Annotated in this window: 14 protein-coding genes; 11 read left to right on the top strand and 3 right to left on the bottom strand. The window is 41.8% G+C overall.

Features of this window, described 5'->3' with window-relative positions; translation table 11 throughout:
* The first annotated feature begins 172 nt into the window (after positions 1 to 172).
* On the top strand, positions 173 to 1,108 hold the full coding sequence (locus ELZ61_RS10805; RefSeq protein ID WP_241969675.1) for a ComEA family DNA-binding protein: 936 nt from the start codon (positions 173 to 175) through the stop codon (positions 1,106 to 1,108).
* 50 nt (positions 1,109 to 1,158) lie between these two features.
* Here ELZ61_RS10805 and ELZ61_RS07880 read toward each other — a convergent pair whose 3' ends face one another.
* Positions 1,159 to 2,448: a citrate synthase gene (locus ELZ61_RS07880; RefSeq protein WP_126372731.1), complete on the bottom strand. Its 1,290-nt coding sequence runs from the start codon at positions 2,446 to 2,448 to the stop codon at positions 1,159 to 1,161.
* A gap of 375 nt (positions 2,449 to 2,823) precedes the next feature.
* On the opposite strand from ELZ61_RS07880, the gene sucA reads away from it, so the two are divergent.
* The 8 genes from sucA (at position 2,824) to ELZ61_RS07840 (ending at position 13,830) form a co-directional block, all read left to right on the top strand.
* Positions 2,824 to 5,619 (top strand): 2-oxoglutarate dehydrogenase E1 component, encoded by a 2,796-nt coding sequence (sucA, locus tag ELZ61_RS07875; protein ID WP_126372729.1) that lies wholly within the window; start codon positions 2,824 to 2,826, stop codon positions 5,617 to 5,619.
* Positions 5,620 to 5,706: 87 nt separating this feature from the next.
* Positions 5,707 to 6,942: a 2-oxoglutarate dehydrogenase complex dihydrolipoyllysine-residue succinyltransferase gene (gene odhB / locus ELZ61_RS07870; RefSeq protein WP_126372727.1), complete on the top strand. Its 1,236-nt coding sequence runs from the start codon at positions 5,707 to 5,709 to the stop codon at positions 6,940 to 6,942.
* Positions 6,943 to 7,042: 100 nt separating this feature from the next.
* On the top strand, positions 7,043 to 8,209 hold the full coding sequence (gene sucC / locus ELZ61_RS07865) for an ADP-forming succinate--CoA ligase subunit beta (RefSeq protein WP_126372725.1): 1,167 nt from the start codon (positions 7,043 to 7,045) through the stop codon (positions 8,207 to 8,209).
* Between the two features lies 1 nt (position 8,210).
* The gene (gene sucD / locus ELZ61_RS07860; protein WP_126372723.1) at positions 8,211 to 9,083 is read left to right on the top strand and encodes a succinate--CoA ligase subunit alpha; all 873 of its coding nucleotides are present in this window, start codon (positions 8,211 to 8,213) and stop codon (positions 9,081 to 9,083) included.
* 154 nt (positions 9,084 to 9,237) lie between these two features.
* Positions 9,238 to 11,175, top strand: coding sequence for a TonB-dependent receptor plug domain-containing protein (locus tag ELZ61_RS07855; RefSeq protein WP_126372721.1), 1,938 nt, complete (start codon positions 9,238 to 9,240; stop codon positions 11,173 to 11,175).
* An 87-nt stretch (positions 11,176 to 11,262) separates the two neighbouring features.
* On the top strand, positions 11,263 to 12,066 hold the full coding sequence (locus ELZ61_RS07850; protein WP_126372719.1) for a TroA family protein: 804 nt from the start codon (positions 11,263 to 11,265) through the stop codon (positions 12,064 to 12,066).
* Entirely contained in the window at positions 12,063 to 13,034 is a 972-nt protein-coding gene (locus tag ELZ61_RS07845; protein WP_126372717.1) for a FecCD family ABC transporter permease, read from the top strand. Before ELZ61_RS07850 ends, ELZ61_RS07845 begins: the two co-directional genes overlap by 4 nt.
* Positions 13,027 to 13,830 (top strand): ABC transporter ATP-binding protein, encoded by an 804-nt coding sequence (locus ELZ61_RS07840; protein ID WP_126372716.1) that lies wholly within the window; start codon positions 13,027 to 13,029, stop codon positions 13,828 to 13,830. The genes ELZ61_RS07845 and ELZ61_RS07840 overlap by 8 nt, the downstream gene beginning before the upstream one ends.
* 3 nt (positions 13,831 to 13,833) lie before the next feature.
* Here the strand turns inward: ELZ61_RS07840 and ELZ61_RS07835 are convergent, their stop codons facing one another.
* Both ELZ61_RS07835 and metH read right to left on the bottom strand, forming a co-directional pair.
* A complete protein-coding gene (locus ELZ61_RS07835) occupies positions 13,834 to 14,568 on the bottom strand; it encodes a hypothetical protein (RefSeq protein ID WP_126372713.1) in 735 nt (244 codons plus the stop codon).
* A gap of 52 nt (positions 14,569 to 14,620) precedes the next feature.
* A complete protein-coding gene (gene metH / locus ELZ61_RS07830) occupies positions 14,621 to 18,310 on the bottom strand; it encodes a methionine synthase (RefSeq protein WP_126372711.1) in 3,690 nt (1,229 codons plus the stop codon).
* Between the two features lie 310 nt (positions 18,311 to 18,620).
* On the opposite strand from metH, the gene ELZ61_RS07825 reads away from it, so the two are divergent.
* Both ELZ61_RS07825 and ELZ61_RS07820 read left to right on the top strand, forming a co-directional pair.
* On the top strand, positions 18,621 to 19,286 hold the full coding sequence (locus ELZ61_RS07825) for a helix-turn-helix transcriptional regulator (RefSeq protein ID WP_126372709.1): 666 nt from the start codon (positions 18,621 to 18,623) through the stop codon (positions 19,284 to 19,286).
* Positions 19,287 to 19,309: 23 nt separating this feature from the next.
* Complete coding sequence (locus ELZ61_RS07820) at positions 19,310 to 20,581, top strand: SLC5/6 family protein (protein WP_046097364.1); 1,272 nt, start codon at positions 19,310 to 19,312, stop codon at positions 20,579 to 20,581.

Below are 20,581 nucleotides of genomic sequence, written 5' to 3'. Positions count from 1 at the left end.
CTCTTGTTGCAATCATTTTTTACACTAGTGCGGTATTATTTTGACGGATTTTTATCCATAAAAATAAAATTTAAGGAACTTTTCCACGAAAAAGGAAACTAATAGGGGAATTCACGGGAAACCATTCCCAATCACCCCCGCAAGGGAATAGTCATTAACCTAAGGAGTTAAAATGAAAGCATTAAAATCTGTATTAGCATTAAGTTTAGCAATGGCAGTATCATCAACCGCTTTTTCAGCGGAAAAAAACGTTGCAACTGACGCTGTAAAAAATACCGTTCAAACAATGAAACAAGACACGGTAAAACAAGGTAAAAATCTTGTGACAGAAAAAGCCAGCAAAGCAAAAGACAAAGTGCTTGATACAAAAAGTGCGGTAGAAAATAAAGCAAAATCTACCAAAAAATCAGTAGAAGATAAAGCTACCTCAATGAAAGAGAGCGCAACAAAAGCCAAAGATAAAATGGCTGACAGCAAAAATACTGTTGAAAGCAAAGCAAAATCTGCCAAAAAAGCCGTGGAAGATAAAACCACTTCAATGAAAGAAAGCGCAATAAAAGCCAAAGATAAAATGGCAGACAGCAAAAACGCCATTGAAAGCAAAGCGAAATCTGCCAAAAAAGCAGTAGAAGATAAAGCTACTTCAATGAAAGAAAGTGCAACAAACGCCAAAGATAAAATTGCAGACAGCAAAAATACTGTTGAAAGCAAAGCAAAATCTGCCAAAAAAGCAGTAGAAGATAAAGCTACTTCAATGAAAGAAAGCGCAACAAAAGCCAAAGATAAAATGGCAGACAGCAAAAATACTGCTGAAACCAAAGCTAAAAACAGCGCCAAATCAGCCGCTGAAAATGCAAAAAACAAAGCATCAGAAAAAGCAAAATCTTTGAAAGACCAAGCTAAATCTTATGCTGGCGAAAAAATCAACATCAATAAAGCAGACGCAAAAACCTTACAAAATCTTTCTGGCATCGGTGAAGCAAAAGCGAATGCGATTGTTGAATATCGTAATAAAGTAGGCAAAATCAAATCTGTTGAAGAATTATCCAACATCTCAGGCATCGGCGAAGCCACCATCGAAAAAATCGCCCCTTACTTAAGTTTCTAAAAACTTGCAAAAAAAGACCACACTTTAAGTGCGGTCTTTTTTTATAGATTTTATTCCTTACCCTCTAGTGGCGTAAATGGGCGTTCTGTGTGGCCTGTGTAAAGCTGACGTGGGCGGACGATTTTCATATTGCCTGGCTTGAACATTTCTTTCCAGTGGGCGATCCAGCCGACGGTTCTTGCCAGTGCGAAGATAACGGTGAACATTGACGTTGGAATGCCAATGGCTTTAAGAATAATGCCTGAATAGAAATCGACATTTGGATAAAGCTTGTGATCAATAAAGTATTGATCGCTTAATGCGATACGCTCTAGTTCCATTGCCACGTCGAATAATGGGTTATCAATATTTAACTCTTTTAGCACTTCGTGGCAGGTTTGACGCATTACTTTCGCGCGTGGGTCATAATTTTTATACACGCGGTGGCCAAAGCCCATTAAGCGGAAAGGATCGTTTTTATCTTTCGCGCGCGCAATATATTCAGGAATACGATCAATCGTGCCGATTTCTTCAAGCATATTAATACAAGCCTCATTTGCACCACCGTGTGAAGGCCCCCATAAGGAAGCGATACCCGCAGCGATACAAGCAAACGGGTTAGCGCCTGATGAAGCAGCGGTACGCACTGTTGAGGTAGATGCATTTTGTTCGTGATCTGCGTGCAAGATAAAAATACGATCCATTGCGCGTTCTAATACAGGATTAACCACATAAGGTTCACACGGGGTGGCAAACATCATATATAAAAAGTTGCCTGAATAAGAAAGATGATTCTGTGGGAACATAAAAGGTTGCCCAATCGAATACTTATAACACATCGCCGCGAGGGTTGGCATTTTGGCAAGCAGACGAATTGCGGTGATCTCACGGTGTTCAATGTCGTTAATGTCCAAGGAATCGTGATAGAACGCCGCTAATGCACCGCTTACCCCACACATTATTGCCATTGGGTGAGAGTCGCGACGGAAACCGTGGAAGAAACGGGAGATTTGTTCGTGAACGAGTGTATGTTTACGTACCAACTGAACAAAATTCTCATATTCTTGCTTGTTAGGGCGCTCACCGAACAGTAATAAATGTGCTACTTCAAGATAAGTTCCATTTTTTGCTAATTGATCAATCGGGTAGCCACGGTGTAATAAAACGCCCTCATCGCCATCAATGTAGGTTATCTCTGAAACGCAAGATGCGGTGGACATAAACCCAGGGTCAAAGGTAAAAAGTTTATTTTTGACTAATGATTGCACATCAACAACGTCATAACCTAAAGTACCTTGTCTTACAGGCAGTTCCAGTTCACGTCCATCACTTAATGTTAATTTTGCGCTTAATTCGCTCATAAACACTCCTCTTGTAGTTATCTGGTTGAGTATGAAGTTAGTTGTCTAATAATGTTGTGTATAGTTGTGTATAAATGATTTTAGAATTGTTTTTCACTTCACTATAACCTTTTCTCTCTAAACTGTCTTTATAATTAGCAAAAAAATCCTGTTAAAAAAATGTTATTTTTTCAAAAATGAGATAAAGATCAAAAAATGAAAAAAATGTTAATGTTTTGTTAAGTGGAACAGTTGCTTATTTTGGCAATTTGTTTTTAAACTAATCAGCAAAATAGAGAACGTGAAAACATAGCGGTTTTGTTGTATAAACCTATGTATAATAGAAAAATTCTCACTCTATTGTGTATGTTTAATAAATCAAATCAGGTGATTTTAATGAAACAAATGAGCCCAATCAGTGAATGGTTAGCCTCTAGCTCTTTAAACGGAGCAAACCAATCTTATATTGAAGAACTTTATGAAAACTATCTCCAAGATCCCCATTCTGTCGATGAAAGCTGGCAACAAATTTTTAATACATTGCCAAAACACACTGAAGTTGAGCAAGCGCACACCCCAATTCGTCAATATTTTAAACGTTTAGCACGTGATAATGGTGCTGATGGGGTAAGTGTCATTGATCCTAAAGTGAGTGCAAGATTAGTTAAAGTATTACAATGGGTGAATGCGCACCGTAACCGTGGACATTTGCACGCTGATCTTGACCCACTAAAAATTTGGCAGCGTATGGATGCACCAACTTTAGATTATAAATTCTATGGTTTTAGTGATGCCGATCTTGATGAAGTGTTTGATATAGGTGGCTATGTTTACAACAAAGAACAAATTAGCTTACGTGAACTAACCACGTCATTAAAAAACACTTATTGTGGTACGATCGGCTTAGAGTTTATGCACGTTAATGATCTGGAAGCAAGAACTTGGTTACAGAAAAAGTTAGAAAATTGGTTAAATCAACCTTTATTTAGCAAACAAGAACAGCTTAAATTCCTTGAAGAACTCACCGCCGCAGACGGTTTAGAACGCTATCTTGGGGCAAAATTCCCAGGGGCAAAACGTTTTTCTCTTGAAGGCAGTGATGCGTTTATCTTGCTAATGAAAGAAATTATCCGTCAAGGGCCCAAAAACGGCATTAAAGAAATTGTAATGGGAATGGCACACCGTGGACGTTTGAATTTATTGGTGAACGTGCTAGGCAAAAAACCGGCGGAATTATTTGATGAATTTGCAGGAAAACATCAGGGTAACGGAACGGGTGATGTGAAATATCACCAAGGTTTTTCTTCTGATTTTATGACCAATGATGGCTTAGTGCATTTAGCGCTTGCGTTTAACCCATCTCACTTAGAAATTGTAAACCCAGTGGTACTGGGTTCAGTGCGTGCTAGACAAACCCGTATTAACGATGTAGAACGCTCGCAAGTGTTGCCGATTACGGTACACGGTGATTCCGCAGTAGCAGGGCAGGGCGTGGTGCAAGAAACATTGAATATGTCGGCAACCCGTGGTTATAGCGTAGGCGGGACGATTCGTATCGTGATCAACAACCAAATCGGTTTCACCACCTCGAATCCGCACGATACCCGTTCTACTGAATACAGTACCGATATTGCGAAAATGATCGAAGCGCCAGTTATTCACGTGAATGGTGATGATCCTGAAGCCGTGGCGTATGCGGCACAAATGGCGGTGGAATTTAGAACCAAATTCAAGCGTGATATTTTTATCGATCTCGTTTCTTATCGTCGTCACGGACATAACGAAGCCGATGAACCTTCGGTTACCCAGCCGTTAATGTATGAGCGCATTAAGCGCCATCCAACTCCACGCAAAGTGTATGCCGATCGCTTAATTGCTGATAATGTGATTGATGAGGCTTACAGTTTAGCGTTAATGAATGATTATCGTGATGCCTTAGATAATGGTGATTGTGTTGTACCTGAATGGCGCGAACGCGATGTGGAAGCCTCTGATTGGATGAAATTCCTCAGCCAAGAATGGTCAGATTATGAAGGCAGTTTTGATGAACAACGTTTCACCGATTTAGCTCTCAAAGTTTGTGAATATCCAGAAAATCACCCACTTCATTCACGGGTGAAAAAAATCTATGATGATCGCCGTCTAATGGCAAAAGGCGAAAAACCATTTGATTGGGGAATGGCAGAAACAATGGCTTACGCCACCTTGTTGGACGAAGGCTATAACGTTCGCTTATCTGGTGAAGACGCAGGGCGTGGCACATTCTTCCACCGTCATTCTGTTTTACATAGCCAAAAAGATGCCACAATTTATACCCCACTTACCCATTTGCACAATCAGCAAGGGCATTTTGAAGTGTGGGATTCCGTGCTTTCAGAAGAAGCGGTGCTGGCTTATGAATATGGCTATGCCACAGCGACACCAAAAACGCTCACCATTTGGGAAGCACAATTCGGTGATTTCGCCAACGTCGCGCAAGTGGTGATTGACCAATTTATCAGCTCAGGCGAACAAAAATGGGGCAGAATGTGTGGTTTAGTGATGCTATTACCTCACGGCTATGAAGGGCAAGGGCCAGAGCATTCATCTGCCCGTTTAGAGCGTTATTTACAGCTTTGTGCGCAACAAAATATGCAAGTTTGCGTGCCATCAACTCCAGCACAAATTTATCATTTATTACGCCGCCAAATGTTGCGTAAAGTGCGCCGTCCATTGATTGTGATCACACCAAAATCCTTACTGCGCCACCCACTTGCGGTGTCCAGCAAAGAAGAGTTGGTAAACGGCACTTATCAAAACGTGATTGGCGAAATTGACAAGCTCGATCCAAAACAAGTGAAACGTGTGGTAATGTGTTCGGGTAAAGTGTATTACGATTTATTAGAACAACGCCGCAAAAATAACCAAACCGATGTGGCGATTGTGCGCGTGGAACAGCTTTATCCTTATCCGCACGAAGAAATGAAAGCGGCGCTTGCCCCTTATCATCAGGTTACTGATTATGTATGGTGTCAAGAAGAACCGCAAAACCAAGGTGCGTGGTATTGTAGCCAACATAACTTTGTCAGTTCATTGCCAGAACATGGCAAACTGCGTTATGTGGGCAGACCGGCTTCAGCATCGCCAGCGGTGGGCTATATGTCGTTACATAATGAGCAGCAACGCGCCTTAGTGAATGAGGCTTTAGAATAATTTGTAAGCAAAAAGTGCGGTCAAAAATCACCGCACTTTTGTACAACCGAATGCAAATAAAACGCAAACCAAAGAAGGAACAGAAAAATGAGCGATTTTGAGATTTTAACTCCCGTGCTACCTGAATCTGTGGCAGATGCAACGGTTGCCACTTGGCATAAAAAAGTGGGCGATGAAGTAAAACGTGATGAAGTTTTAGTCGAAATTGAAACCGACAAAGTCGTGCTTGAAGTGCCAGCGGTTGCTGATGGTGTGCTAGAAAGCATCATCGAAGCCGAGGGAGCAACGGTGATTAGCAACCAAGTGTTAGGTAAAGTTTCAGCCTTAGCGGCGGCAGGCAATGCCACCAAAGAAAGCGTACAAAAAGTGGAAAGCACGCCAGCGGATCGTCATTTAGCCAACTTAACATCAGAACCGACTAACGCCGATGTAGTTAGCCCAGCGGCACGCCGTTTATTGGCAGAAAACGATCTTAAAGCAGAAGAAGTGCAAGGTACTGGCGTGGGCGGACGCATCACGCGTGAAGACATTGAACGCACTGTAGCACAAAAAGCGGCGCAAAAAACCGCGCAAGCGCAATCTCAGCCACAAGCGCCTGAAGCACCGGCATTAAATATATCAGGGCGTGATGAAAAACGTGTGCCAATGACCCGTTTGCGTAAGCGCGTGGCAGAGCGTTTATTAGAAGCGAAAAACAGCACGGCAATGCTTACTACCTTCAACGAAGTGGATATGCAACCGATTATGCAGTTGCGTAAAAAGTATGCAGAGAAATTTGAGAAATCTCACGATACTCGCTTAGGCTTTATGTCTTTCTATGTGAAAGCCGTAGTGGAAGCATTAAAACGCTATCCAGAAGTGAATGCGTCTATTGACGGTGATGACATTGTGTATCACAACTATTTCGACATCAGCATTGCCGTTTCCACCCCACGCGGTTTGGTCACCCCAGTGTTACGCAATTGCGATAAGCTGAGTATGGCGGAAATTGAAAAGCAAATCAAAGTATTAGCAGAAAAAGGTCGTGATGGTAAATTAACGGTGGAAGATCTCACTGGTGGAAACTTCACGATTACTAACGGCGGTGTGTTTGGATCACTGATGTCCACACCAATCATCAACCCTCCACAAAGTGCGATTTTAGGTATGCACGCCATTAAAGATCGTCCAGTGGCAGTGAATGGTGAAGTGGTGATTCGCCCAATGATGTATCTTGCTCTTTCTTACGATCACCGCTTAATTGACGGACGTGAAAGTGTGGGTTTCTTAGTCACCATTAAAGAAATGTTGGAAGATCCAACGCGTTTATTATTAGAAGTGTAGTCTTAACATAGGGCGATAAGGGATCTTATCGCCTTATTTTTATTCATTGATATGCGGATATGATGAAGCATATAGCGATAAAAGGGAGAAAGATAAATCTATGAATTTACACGAATATCAAGCAAAACAACTTTTCGCCCAATACGGCTTGCCTGTTGGTGAGGGCTATGCGTGCGAAACTCTAGAACAAGGATTAGAAGCCATCAAAAAATTAGGTGGCTCAAAATGGGTGCTGAAATGCCAAGTTCACGCAGGCGGACGTGGCAAAGCGGGCGGCGTGCAAGTGGTTAGCTCAGAACAAGAAGTGCGGGCGTTTTTTGACAAATTTTTAGGCAAGCGTTTGATTACCTTTCAAACCGATGCCAAAGGGCAGCCTATCAATCAAATTTATGTAACAGGTTGCGTGGCGGTTAAAAAAGAGCTGTATCTCAGCGCTATTGTCGATCGTAGCTCGCAACAAATTGTCTTTATGGTTTCCACAGAAGGTGGCGTGAATATTGAAGAAGTGGCGGAAAAAACACCGCACTTATTACATCGCACCAGCATTGATTTATTGGTTGGCGGAATGCCATATCAAGGCAGAGAATTAGCTTTTAAACTCGGCTTAGAGGGCAAACAAATCAAGCAATTTACTGATCTATTTTGTCAGCTCAGCCGCTTATTTATTGAAAAAGATCTGGCATTATTAGAAGTGAATCCATTGGTGATTTTAGACAATGGCGATCTTGATTGTCTTGATGCCAAAGTGGTGGTGGACAGCAATGCCTTATATCGCCACCCAGATTTGCTTGCAATGCGCGATCTGAGCCAAGAAGATCCTCGTGAAGCCCAAGCAGAAAAATGGAATCTCAACTATGTTGCCTTAGATGGCAACATTGGCTGTATGGTTAATGGCGCAGGGCTAGCAATGGGAACAATGGATATTGTGAAATTATACGGCGGACAGCCAGCCAACTTCCTTGACGTGGGCGGCGGTGCAACCAAAGAACGTGTGGCAGAAGCCTTTAAAATCATCTTAACCGATCCTTCGGTGAAAGCTATTTTAGTTAATATTTTTGGTGGCATTGTACGTTGTGATCTCATCGCCGAAGGCATTATCGCAGCCAGTAAAGAAGTGGGCGTAAATGTACCTGTGGTGGTGCGTTTAGAGGGAACCAATGCGGAGTTAGGCCGTGCAATGCTGGCAGAAAGTGATACCAACATTATTTCAGCACAAAGTTTACAACAAGCGGCAAGCGAAGTCGTGAAAGCAGCAAAGGGAGAATAAAATGTCAATTTTAGTGAACAAAGATACCAAAGTGATTTGCCAAGGCTTCACTGGCGGACAAGGCACATTTCATTCAGAACAAGCCCTTGCTTATGGCACAAAATTGGTAGGTGGTGTTTCCCCAGGGAAAGGCGGTACAACCCATTTAGGCTTGCCAGTGTTTAACACCGTGCGCGAAGCCGTTGAACAAACCGGTGCAACAGCAAGCGTGATTTACGTTCCAGCGCCATTTTGTAAAGATGCCATTTTTGAAGCGATTAATGCAGGATTATCCTTAATCGTCTGTATCACCGAGGGCATTCCTACGTTGGATATGCTACAAGTGAAACAAAAACTGAATGAGACGGGCGTAGTGATGATCGGGCCAAACTGCCCCGGAATTATCACTCCTGAAGAATGTAAAATCGGCATAATGCCAGGCAATATTCATAAAAAAGGGCGTATCGGCATTGTTTCTCGCTCAGGCACATTAACCTATGAAGCGGTTAAACAAACCACCGATGAGGGCTTTGGACAATCCACCTGCGTTGGCATTGGCGGCGATCCAATCCCCGGTTCAAGTTTTATTGATATTCTCAAACGCTTCCAACAAGATCCCGAAACAGAAGCCATCGTGATGATTGGCGAAATCGGTGGCAGCGCGGAAGAAGAAGCAGCAGAGTTTATCCGTCATAACATAACTAAACCTGTGGTGGCGTACATTGCTGGTATTACCGCACCAAAAGGTAAACGAATGGGACACGCAGGCGCGATTATCAGCGGCGGAAAAGGCACCGCCGATGAAAAAATCCAAGCCCTCCAACAAGCAGGCGTAACCACCGTAAAAAGCCTTGCAGAAATTGGGACGGCGTTAAGATCAATCTTGAAGCAATAGGCCATTTTTAAAGTGCGGTCAGTTTTTTGTGATTTTTTATAACAATGAAAACGTAGAGATGAATAGTATTCATTTTTATGATGAATAATTCAGATTTGCGAACCCAATGGTGCTATGTCAAAATAGCGCCATTTTTATATAGAAAGGAAAGACAATGCAAAAAAATATTATCACCACAGCAATTTTGCTCTCATTTTCTACCGCACTTTATGCCATAGAAAATGCAGCACAAAGCGAACAGCTCGCACCAATTTATGTTTATTCCGCTTATGCCGAGCCTGTAAGCGAAGAGCAAACGGCGTCATCAGTAACGGTTTTAACCGAAAAAGATTTCGCTGAACGCAACGCCAACTATGTTTCTGATGTATTAAAAACCGTGCCAAGCGTGGCATTGGGTGCATCAGGCGGACGCGGTACATTAACTAGCCTTTATCTGCGTGGCGCAGATCCAAATCACACTGCGGTGATTATTGACGGCGTGAAAGTTAATCCTGTGTCAGGTTATGGCTATGATTTCGGTGGATTAAGCCTAAGCAATATTGATCGCATTGAAGTGTTGCGTGGTGAACAATCGGCATTATGGGGTAGTGATGCAATGGGCGGTGTGGTTTATATCACCACGAAAAGCGGGCTTTATAAGGATAAACCCTTTAATGTGGACTTTGATTTAGGCACAGGTTCAAAAGGCACTTATGACGGCTCACTGACTCTTTCTGGTCAGCAAAACGGCTTTTATTATAGCTTGCACGGTGATAGCCATCGCACAAAAGGCATTTCAGCTTATAGTTCAGATCGCTTCCATTACACAGCGGAAGATGGCAGCCGCGTGAGTACGGGCGGCGCAAAAGAGCGAGATAAATTCCATCGTGATGCGTTATCATTGCGTGTGGGCTATGATGACGGCGAAAAAGGTATTGATTTTTTAGCTAGCCATTTTAGCCAAACAGCACATTTTGATAATAGTTATGCCGCAGAAACAGCCTTTGATGATTATACCCACACTCGTGAAACCACCTTTAAATTAAGCGGTTATGTTGGCTCGGAAAAAGAGTTGTTTAAGCACAAAGCAAGCGTTAGTCATCAAAAAACCGACAGCGATACACTTGGTTCGTGGGCAAGTGGTTATGATGCCAAAAAGCTAAATGCAAACTATCAGTTAGACATTAATTTTGATCGAGAAGGTGAGTTGCAACAAGCGTTGAGTTTGCTTACAGAGTATCAACGTTCTACCTATGATTTTGGTTCTTCGGCTAACCGTAAAAAGCATTTAACCGAGAAAAGCGTAGCGGCGGAATATCGTCTGTTCAGTGAAAATGAGCATAGCTTAAGCCTAAGTGGACGTTATACCGATAGCAATCATTATGATAATAGCTTCACTGGACGTATTGCGGGAACTTATCGCTTATTGCCGAATGTGAAAGCACACGCAAGTTTTGGTACAGCCATTCAAAATCCAACAATCACTGAGTTTTATGGTTACAACGGCACATTTTTACCTAATCCAAACCTTAAGCCTGAAAAAAGCAAAGGTGGGGATATTGGTTTGCTTTTTGAAACCACAGATAAACGCCATAGCTTAGATGTAACTTATTTTGCGCGCAATGTGAAAAACTTTATTAGTACCGCTTATTTGCCTAGTGGGGTTTCACAAGCGGTAAATATGAATGGTTCAACTAAAATCAAAGGGGTTGAAATTGCCTATAATGGCAAAATTACCGATGATTTAAGCGCTTATGCCAACTATACTTATACCCAAACAAAAGATAGCAAAGGGCAAACCTTACTTCGCCGTCCAAAACATATGGCAAATTTAGGTTTAGCCTATCAAATTACTGAAGCACTGGGTACGAATGTGAATGTAAACTATGTGGGTAAACGCGTTGATACTTACTTTGATGAAACGACTTACGCTTCTTCACGAGTAAAAATGCCGTCTTACACCTTGGTTGGCCTTGGCGCGAATTATCAAGTTACGTCAAACTTAAATGTGTATGCGAACTTGAATAATCTGTTTGATAAAAAATATGAAAGCGTTGCAGGCTATGGCCAATATGGTCGCACCTTATATGTGGGCTTGAAAGGCAGCTTCTAACGTATAAGCAGATAGGCTTTTGTGAAAGTGCGGTGTAAAATTAATAAAATTTTTACCGCACTTTGTTTTTTGGGGCATCATTTTCTAATGCAAAAAATTCGCGTATTTTTCACCGCACTTTTCTTTTCCGTTCCGCTTTGGGCGCAAGAGCAATTTGTGTCGCTCACCCTATGCAGTGATCGCTTGTTGGCGGAATTAGCTCGCCCTGAACAAATTGCTGCACAATCTATTTATTCCACCAATCCCTTGATGATGTTGGATAAAATTAATCAAAATAAACCCGCACTTAACGCGCGATTAACGGATTTATTGCCTTATTTGGATAAAACTATTCTGCTTAACGAGCAGTTTTATCCCCTGTTGGTGGCAGATCTGAAAAAACTCGGGGTAAAAATTTTGCCTATTAATGACAGCCCACAGACAGCAGAACAGCTTTTCGCCTTGATATTGGAATTAGGCAAACGCTTTGGTAACGAAACCCACGCCCAGCAGTTAGTAGAAAAGCTAAAAAATAGCGATTTTCAGCTCAATCAAAGGAATACGCAAACCTTAATTCTTTCCGATACAGGCGTAGTTGAACCGATTTTTCCACAATACCAAGCCTTGCTAAAATTGCTCGGCTTAACGCCGCTTGAAAGCACTATTACGGCACAAAATTTTTCCCTAGAGAAACTTTTGCGTGCGCAGCCAAATTGGCTGATTTCCATTAGTGATAAACAAGGTTATAACGAACAGGCGGAAGTGCTGACGCACCCTTTGATTGCCAATATGTTCCCTGCGCAACGAATGGCGACAATGCCACTGAAATATGGTTATTGCTTTGATCAGGGCGTTTGGCAAGGCGCGGCGATGATTTATCGCCAACTGAATAAGAGAGAGCAAGCAGAATGAAACGATTAAACCTTTCCCTTTTGACCTTATTGGTTTTGTTGATTGCCTTTGCGATTTTTCATCAGCTGGGGGATTTCGCTTATTTACGCAATGCACAGGGGATCGCCACCGATATGCGATCTTTAGTGTTATGGGATATTCGCTTGCCACGTCTTGGTTTAGCTATTTTAACGGGAGCAAGCCTTGCACTGGCAGGTAATGCAATGCAGGGGTTGTTTCAAAATCCCTTGGCTAGCCCAGGGTTGTTGGGAGCAGCAAATGGCGCAACCACGGCGAGCGTGTTTTTGCTCTATTATTTTTCCGTGCCATTGTCCCTGTTGCTGTTCGGCGGGATCGCAGGGGCATTAGCCAGCTTTTTATTAGTCTATGCCATTGCAAAAAATAAAGGGGCGACAATGATGATCTTGGCAGGCGTTGCGGTGAATATGTTGCTCGGCTCGGCCATCGCCTTATTGCTTTCCAACGCACAAAGCCCTTGGGCATTAGCAGAATTATACCGCTGGTTGCAGGGATCATTAATGTGGGCAAAAATCGAACCGCTCTTGCTTTCCTTGCCTATCGTGGTGGTGGGCGTAATCTGTTTATATTGCCAACGCCGTTACCTCGATTTACTCACTTTCGGGGAAGAAACAGCTAGCACGATGGGCATTGACCCAAAACGTAGCTTTTTTATCACCACCCTTGGTGTGGCGTTGTTGGTGGGCGCCACCATTCCGCAAACTGGCACAATCGGATTTATCGGCTTAATTGCCCCGCACTTTGCGCGCATCTGGCTGAAAAAACGCCCTTCACAGCTTTATCTAACTAGCGGGCTAATTGGTGCGTTACTTTTGTTACTTGCCGATCTTGCTATTCAATATGTGCCGTTTTTCTCGCATATTTATATTGGCACGCTCACCGCCATTATCGGCGCACCTTGCTTGATTTGGATTTTGCTTACTCAACAACGGAGATTAGCCCGTGATTAACTTGCACAATGTAAGCCTTGCTTATGGCGTTAAAAATATCAGCGCGCAAATTCCCCAAGGTAAATTAGTGGGCATAATGGGCGGCAATGGCGCAGGGAAGTCCACTTTGCTCAAAGCCATTGCGGGCATTTTACCACTCGAAACAGGCTCAATTTTATTGAACGACAAACCGCTCACTGAAATGAGCTTGACTGAAAAAAGCCAAACGTTGGCGTATTTTGCGCAAAGTACTAATATTTATTGGGATTTATCTGTTTATGACGTAATTGCGCTCGGCTTGCCCGAAACACAGCTTATCCCTAAGGAAAAAGTGCGCTCAAAAAAAGACAAATTTTTTGACCGTTTATTTAATTCATCACACCAACAATGGCAGCAAGAAAAGATCCAGCAAGCCGCGAAGCAATTTTCTGTTCAACATCTATTAGAACAACCTTTCCAACAGCTTTCAGGCGGCGAAAAAGCCCGTGTTCAGCTTGCCCGTTGTTGTATTAAAAACGCACCAATTTTATTGGCAGACGAACCCATCGCTCCCCTTGATCCTTATTATCAAATTGATATTTTAGAGCAATTAAAATCACTCACCCCAAACACCACCTGCGTTGTCGCCATTCACCACCTTGATCTTGCCTACCGTTTCTGCGACGAAATCATCTTGCTCCACCAAGGTAACTTACTCGCCCACGGCAACACGCAAAACGTCCTAACCGCAGAAAATCTAGCTATTGCGTTTGGTGTGAAAGCGGAGATTGATTGTATAAATCAAAATATCTTAAAAATAGAAAAGTATGAATTTTAGATTTTATTTAATAAAATAATTTAAAAGTTCAATAGGTTTATTAAGTATCTCTATATATTTTGCAATAAATTTTATTGAGTTTTCAGGGGTTAAATATAAGTATAAGGATGAAAAAACTAATGCTAAATTACATATAATCTTAATGTAGCTAAATTTACTTTCATCTCCTTTTGATATTTTATAAAATGAAATAACTAAAATTGTATTTGCTAAGAGTAGTGCTATTGTAATAGTTATATTTATTAGAAAATAGAACACAAGTATTCTCCAATAATTATCTAGGTTCTTCCAAAATTGGGTTATTGACATATTCTTTGCATAAGAAGATAAATTTAGAAACTCCTGAATTGAAAATATGTTTTGAGAATAAAAAATCACTCCTGTACTAATTGTTATAACTATAAAATATACTATGAGCCTATAGTCGTAATTTCGATTCTTAAAAAATGTAAATAAAGGGAGGAGTAAAATCATCCAATAATATTTGATTAATGTTAAAATAAGTGTTGGATATTTAAGTAATAAGATTGGTAAAAAGAATATAAGTGTTACTAGTATTATGGAAAAAATTATAAACTCTCCTGTGTCATCTCCATTTATTTTATTTCTTGGGATAAAGTTGTTATTAATTGTTGTATTATTACTGTTGTTAAGGTTGATGTTACCTGTTTGATTAACATTATTACCATTTCCAGAAATATTAGTTTTTCCAACTTGTGCTTTAATTCTATAGCTCATATATATTTTCTCCTAAAAAATTTCATTGGTTATATTAAAAATACTATTTTAATTACTTCATCGAAACCCCAAGCCATTTGTGCATTTCTTTTTCGTTCCAGCCTTTGCGTTGGGCGTAGTCTAAGGCTTGGTCTTGGTCAATGCGGCCTAGCGTGAAGTAGTTGCTGGCTGGGTGGGTGAAGTACCAACCGCAGACGCTGGCAGCGGGCCACATTGCGTAACTTTCGGTGAGTTTCATTCCAATGCGTTGTTCCACTTCAAGTAAATCCCAAATCAGTTGTTTTTCCGTATGTTCTGGGCAGCTTGGATAACCCGGTGCAGGGCGGATACCCACATAATTTTCTGCGATCAGATTTTCGTTATTGAAGGTTTCATTGGAATAGCCCCAAACCTTTGTGCGAAGTTCAAAGTGTAAGTATTCTGCCATTGCTTCGGCTAAGCGGTCGCCAACGGCTTGCAGTAGAATTGCGTTGTAATCATCGCCAGCGGCTTTGAAGCCTTCTACTAAATCGTGCTCTTCAATTCCTGCGCACACCGCAAACATTCCGAACCAATCTTGTTGGCCGCTTTCGCGATCAGCAATAAAATCACTTAGAGCAAAATTGTAAGGGCTTTTGCTATTTTTCCCTCGCTCACTTTGTTGGCGTAGGTGATGTGCCACGCCTGCCACAGAAGTGCGGTCGGAGTTTTGATAAATTTCAATATCATCGCCTTTACGATAGGCTGGGAAAATGCCCATAATTCCACTTGGTTTGAGTTTGCCGTTTTGCTCAAATTCATCAAGCATTTGTTGCGCATCATTATAGACTTTGCGCGCTTCTTCGCCGCCCTCTGGGTAATCAAAAGCATCAGGGTAGCCCCCCATTAATCCCCATAAACGGAAAAATGGCGACCAGTCAATAAATTGGCGTAAGGTGGAAATGGGCACATTTTTGTATTCCACAATGCCTGTTTGTTTTGGTTGTGGCACTTGATAATCCGCCCATTCGCCAGAAAACGCTGGGAAAGCGTTAGCACGCGCTTCTTCAATTGGAAGTTGTTGGCGCAGAGGTTTACGGTTAGCAAAGCTATGCTGAATTTTTTCATATTCTTTTTTGGTTCGTTGCCAAAGTTCCGCTTTGCTTTCTGGGTTCATCAATGCGGCACAAACCGTTACAGCACGGGACGCATTGGTGGTGTAGATCACTTCGTGCTTGTATTTTGGATAAAGTTTGATGGCGGTATGTTCTTTTGAGGTGGTTGCGCCGCCGATAATCACAGGCAAGCTCAAGCCAAGACGGTTCATTTCACCTAAGAAATATTCCATTTCATCTAACGATGGCGTGATCAAACCGCTTAAACCGATAATATCGGCTTTTTCGTTGATTGCCGTTTCAATGATTTTATCCGCTGGCACCATCACACCAAGATCGATCACTTCAAAGTTATTACATTGCAGCACCACGCTGACAATGTTTTTGCCGATGTCGTGTACATCGCCTTTTACCGTGGCGATCACCACTTTTCCGCTTGATACACCTTGCTGTTTGGTGGCGTTGATAAAGGGTTCTAAATAGGCGACCGATTGCTTCATCACGCGCGCAGATTTCACCACTTGTGGTAGGAACATTTTACCGTCCCCGAATAGATCGCCGACCACGTCCATTCCCGCCATTAATGGGCCTTCGATCACTTCTAGCGGTGAGCTAAATTGCAGACGCGCTTCTTCCGTATCTTCAATAATATGGCTAGTAATGCCTTTCACTAAGGCGTGTTTTAGACGCTCTTCCACCGGCCAAGTACGCCATTCTGCCACGGCATTATCGCTACTTTCACTGGCTGAACCTTTGTATTTATCCGCAATATCAAGCAGGCGATCGGTGGCATCTGCACGGCGATTTAGCACCGCATCTTCGACAATTTCACGCAGTTCAGGATCAAGATCATCATAAATTGCCAGTTGCCCTGCATTGACGATCCCCATATCCATACCTTGTTTGATGGCGTGATAAAGGAAAACGGCGTGAATGGCTTCACGCATTGGATTGTTGCCACGGAACGAGAAAGAAACATTGGACACACCGCCAGAAATTTTAGCGTGGGGGAGTGAGCGTTTAATGCGTCCTGTGGCGTTAATAAAATCTACCCCATAGTTATTGTGTTCTTCAATCCCTGTGCCAATGGCGAAAATATTCGGGTCAAAAATAATGTCTTCTGGTGGAAAGCCCACTTCATCAACCAAAATATGATAAGCACGGGTACAGATTTCCACTTTGCGTTCTTCAGTATCTGCTTGTCCCACTTCATCAAACGCCATCACCACGGCGGCGGCACCGTAACGGCGGATCAATTTGGCTTGCTCAACAAATTTTTCTTTACCTTCTTTCAGGGAAATGGAATTTACAATCCCTTTGCCTTGAATCGATTGCAAGCCCGCTTCGATCACTTCCCATTTAGAGGAATCGATCATCACTGGCACTTTCGCTGCATCAGGTTCGGTTGCCATAATATTAAGGAATTGAACCATACATTTTTCGCTATCGAGCAAGGCTTCGTCCATATTTACATCAATCACCTGAGCGCCATTTTCCACTTGGTCAATGGCAATCTCAATGGCTTCGGCATAGCGATCTTCTTTAATTAATTTTTTAAATTTGGCTGAACCCGTAACATTATTACGTTCGCCCACGTTTACAAAGAGGCTGTTTTCATCAATGTTTAAGGGTTCTAAGCCTGATAAACGCATTGCCACAGGCAAATCAGGCAAGGCTCTTGGCGGCACGTTTTTCACCACTTCTGCAATGGCGTGGATATGCTCAGGGGTTGTTCCACAGCAGCCGCCCACAATGTTCAGCCAGCCGTTTTGCGCCCATTCTTGAATATAAGCGGCCATTTCTTCTGCGCCTAAATCATAACCACCAAAGGCATTTGGCAAGCCTGCATTCGGGTGAACGGAAACAAAGGTTTCGCAGATTTTTGACATCACTTCCACATATTGACGCAATTCTTTTGGCCCAAGGGCGCAGTTTAATCCAAAGCTCAATGGCTTAACGTGGCGCAACGAGTTATAAAAGGCTTCCGTGGTTTGCCCTGAAAGGGTACGCCCTGAAGCATCGGTAATCGTGCCTGAAATCATAATTGGCAATTTGATGTCAAGTTCTTCAAACACTTGATCAATGGCGAATGCTGCCGCTTTGGCATTGAGCGTATCGAAAATAGTTTCGATCATAATGAGATCCGCGCCGCCTTCGATTAATCCTTTGGTGGCTTCTGCATAGGCATCAACCAACTGCATAAAGGTGATATTGCGGTAAGCAGGATCGTTCACATTCGGCGAAATAGAGGCGGTGCGGTTAGTCGGCCCAAGCACGCCTGCCACAAAACGTGGTTTTTCTGGCGTGCTATATTTATCCGCCGCCAAACGCGCCAATTTCGCGCCAGCAAAATTCAGCTCATAAGCAATGCTTTCAAGGGCATAATCCGCTTGCGCAATGGTGGTGGCTGAAAAGGTGTTGGTTTCGATAATATCCGCCCCTGCGGCAAGATATTTTTCGTGAATCGCTTGAATCACCAAAGGCTGAGTAAGCGTGAGTAAATCATTATTGCCGCGTAGATCGATGGTACTGTCTTTCAAGCGCTCACCGCGGAAATCTGCTTCGGTGAGTTTATATTGCTGGATCATCGTCCCCATCGCCCCATCTAAAATAAGAATGCGATCTTTAAGGGCTTGTTGGATAAGAGAAAAAGAAGGATGTTGTTTCATTTTGTTACGACTTATTGTGATGACTTAGATTTAATAATAACAGGCATAATAGAAATAAGGTGGGGTTGTGTCAAACCTTATCTCATTTTCTTAACACTGGATTCCGATCTTACAGGGAAACACTTAATCTGATAAATAACAGTTTTATAGTATAGATAAATTTTCTTATTTTAGTTTATGCACATTATTTTTTAAGTGCGCTATTATTTTAGTTAAAAAAATGATACCAAGATCACATTTTTAGTTAAATTATTTTAACTTAACTAAAATTGAGTAGTACAATATCACTATCTAAGCCAAGGAGTGATATATGTCAGTTAAATTAGCCAAAACACTTTCTCAATCCGATCAGAAAATACTTTCTTCTTACTTTTCATTAGCGGATTTAATTGCTAATTTGTTGGGGGAGTTTGCGGAGATCGTCATTCACGAACTCAGTGAGCTAAGCTGTTCGGTGGTTAAAATTGTCAATGGCTTTCATACAGAACGTAAGGTTGGTTCACCGATTACGGATAAGGCATTAAAAATCTTAAAAGCCTACCAATCTGATCCTGCTTATTTGGAGCAAAGCTATTTTTCTACTACGGCAAATGGCAGTGTGATGAAATCCACCACTCACATAATTATGGGAGAGCAAGGGCAGCCCATTGGCTTATTTTGTATTAACCTTAATTTGTCTTATCCCTTCCATTCAATTGTGCAATCCTTTCAATTACCAACAGAAACTCATACCAATAATGAGGTTTTTGGGGTCGATGTTGAGCATCTTGTTGAGCAAAGCTTAAAAAAGGCAAGAGTGCAACTTGATTGTCAGCATAATGTTACTCCAAAAAATACAACAAAGTTATTGATTTCATTATTAAATGAGAGCGGTATTTTTGAGTTGAAAGAGGCAATTAATGTTACAGCGGAAAAATTAGGGATCACCAAACACGCAGTGTATAAACATTTGCGTGAATTAAAATCAAATGAATAATCATAAACGAAAGGAGACATATTATGGGTACGCCACTTTCTAAACAAGAAATGAAGCAAGCTATGAAATTTGATTCCACCGATTTCGGTTGGGTGATTATGAGCATTGGTATGGCGATTGGGGCAGGGATTGTGTTTTTACCTGTACAAGTTGGATTAATGGGAATGTGGGTGTTTTTGCTTTCCTCCATTATTGGTTATCCCGCGATGTATTTATTCCAACGGCTTTTTATTAATACCTTGGCAGAATCACCAAAATGCCAAGACTATCCCAGTGTGATCTCGGGCTATTTGGGTAAAAACTGGGGCGTGTTATTGGGGTTGCTTTATTTTGTGATGTTAATTATTTGGATGTTTGTTTATTCCACCGCAATCACTAATGACAGTGCTTCTTATTTACAGACCTTTGGGCTGACAGATGAGCTACTATCAAAAAATCCATTTTATGGTTTAATGATTATTTGTTTTTTAGTAGCGATTGCTTCACGCGGCGAGCAATTATTATTTAAACTGTCGAGTTTTATGGTGCTTACTAAACTTTTCGTGGTGATTGCACTAGGTTTTTCAATGATCGGTATGTGGCACTTGGCGAATATCGGAGCCTTGCCTGAAACAGGGCTATTAATTAAAAATGCCATTATTACCTTGCCTTTTACGCTTACTTCAATTTTATTTATTCAAACACTCAGTCCAATGGTGATTTCGTACCGTTCCAGAGAACAAGATCCTGAAATTGCTCGCCGTAAAGCGTTGCGTGCGATGAATATTGCGTTTTTGGTTTTATTTACCTCTGTGTTTTTCTATGCCGTTTCTTTTACTCTCGCAATGGGGAAAGAAGAAGCACTCAAAGCTTATGAACAAAATATTTCGGCATTAGCCATTGTGGCTCAATTTTTCCCTGGTTCCTGGGCAACTTATGTTGGAATGATTTTAAATATTTTTGCTGTAATGACCGCCTTTTTTGGCGTATATCTTGGTTTCCACGAAGCAACACAAGGTATTGTATTGAATATGCTACAGCGTTTTATGCCTGCTGAAAAAATTAATCATAAATGGGTTGCGAAAGGCATTATGTTGGCGGCGATTTTACTTGCTTGGGGAGCGATTGTATTGAATGCTCCAGTATTGAGTTTCACCTCAATCTGTAGCCCGATTTTTGGTTTAGTTGGTTGCCTTATTCCAGCTTATTTAGTGTACAAAGTGCCAATGTTGCATAAATATAAAGGAATAGGGCTTTACATCATTATTATTACTGGTATTTTATTGTGCCTTTCACCATTCTTAGCATTAATGTAG

The organism is Avibacterium volantium, from assembly GCF_900635775.1.
Lineage (GTDB): Bacteria > Pseudomonadota > Gammaproteobacteria > Enterobacterales > Pasteurellaceae > Avibacterium > Avibacterium volantium.
The sequence above is the reverse complement of the archived record's forward strand: the minus strand, read 5'-3'. Positions and strand labels throughout refer to the sequence as shown.

Bases quoted from the DNA above. Each gene is read 5' to 3' on its own strand.
- sucD (WP_126372723.1), top strand. From the start codon at position 8,211: ATGTCAATTTTAGTGAACAAAGATACCAAAGTGATTTGCCAAGGCTTC.
- sucC (WP_126372725.1), top strand. From the start codon at position 7,043: ATGAATTTACACGAATATCAAGCAAAACAACTTTTCGCCCAATACGGC.
- metH (WP_126372711.1), bottom strand. From the start codon at position 18,310: ATGAAACAACATCCTTCTTTTTCTCTTATCCAACAAGCCCTTAAAGAT.
- ELZ61_RS07850 (WP_126372719.1), top strand. From the start codon at position 11,263: ATGCAAAAAATTCGCGTATTTTTCACCGCACTTTTCTTTTCCGTTCCG.
- sucA (WP_126372729.1), top strand. From the start codon at position 2,824: ATGAAACAAATGAGCCCAATCAGTGAATGGTTAGCCTCTAGCTCTTTA.
- odhB (WP_126372727.1), top strand. From the start codon at position 5,707: ATGAGCGATTTTGAGATTTTAACTCCCGTGCTACCTGAATCTGTGGCA.
- ELZ61_RS07855 (WP_126372721.1), top strand. From the start codon at position 9,238: ATGCAAAAAAATATTATCACCACAGCAATTTTGCTCTCATTTTCTACC.
- ELZ61_RS07845 (WP_126372717.1), top strand. From the start codon at position 12,063: ATGAAACGATTAAACCTTTCCCTTTTGACCTTATTGGTTTTGTTGATT.
- ELZ61_RS07820 (WP_046097364.1), top strand. From the start codon at position 19,310: ATGGGTACGCCACTTTCTAAACAAGAAATGAAGCAAGCTATGAAATTT.
- ELZ61_RS07880 (WP_126372731.1), bottom strand. From the start codon at position 2,448: ATGAGCGAATTAAGCGCAAAATTAACATTAAGTGATGGACGTGAACTG.
- ELZ61_RS07825 (WP_126372709.1), top strand. From the start codon at position 18,621: ATGTCAGTTAAATTAGCCAAAACACTTTCTCAATCCGATCAGAAAATA.
- ELZ61_RS07835 (WP_126372713.1), bottom strand. From the start codon at position 14,568: ATGAGCTATAGAATTAAAGCACAAGTTGGAAAAACTAATATTTCTGGA.
- ELZ61_RS10805 (WP_241969675.1), top strand. From the start codon at position 173: ATGAAAGCATTAAAATCTGTATTAGCATTAAGTTTAGCAATGGCAGTA.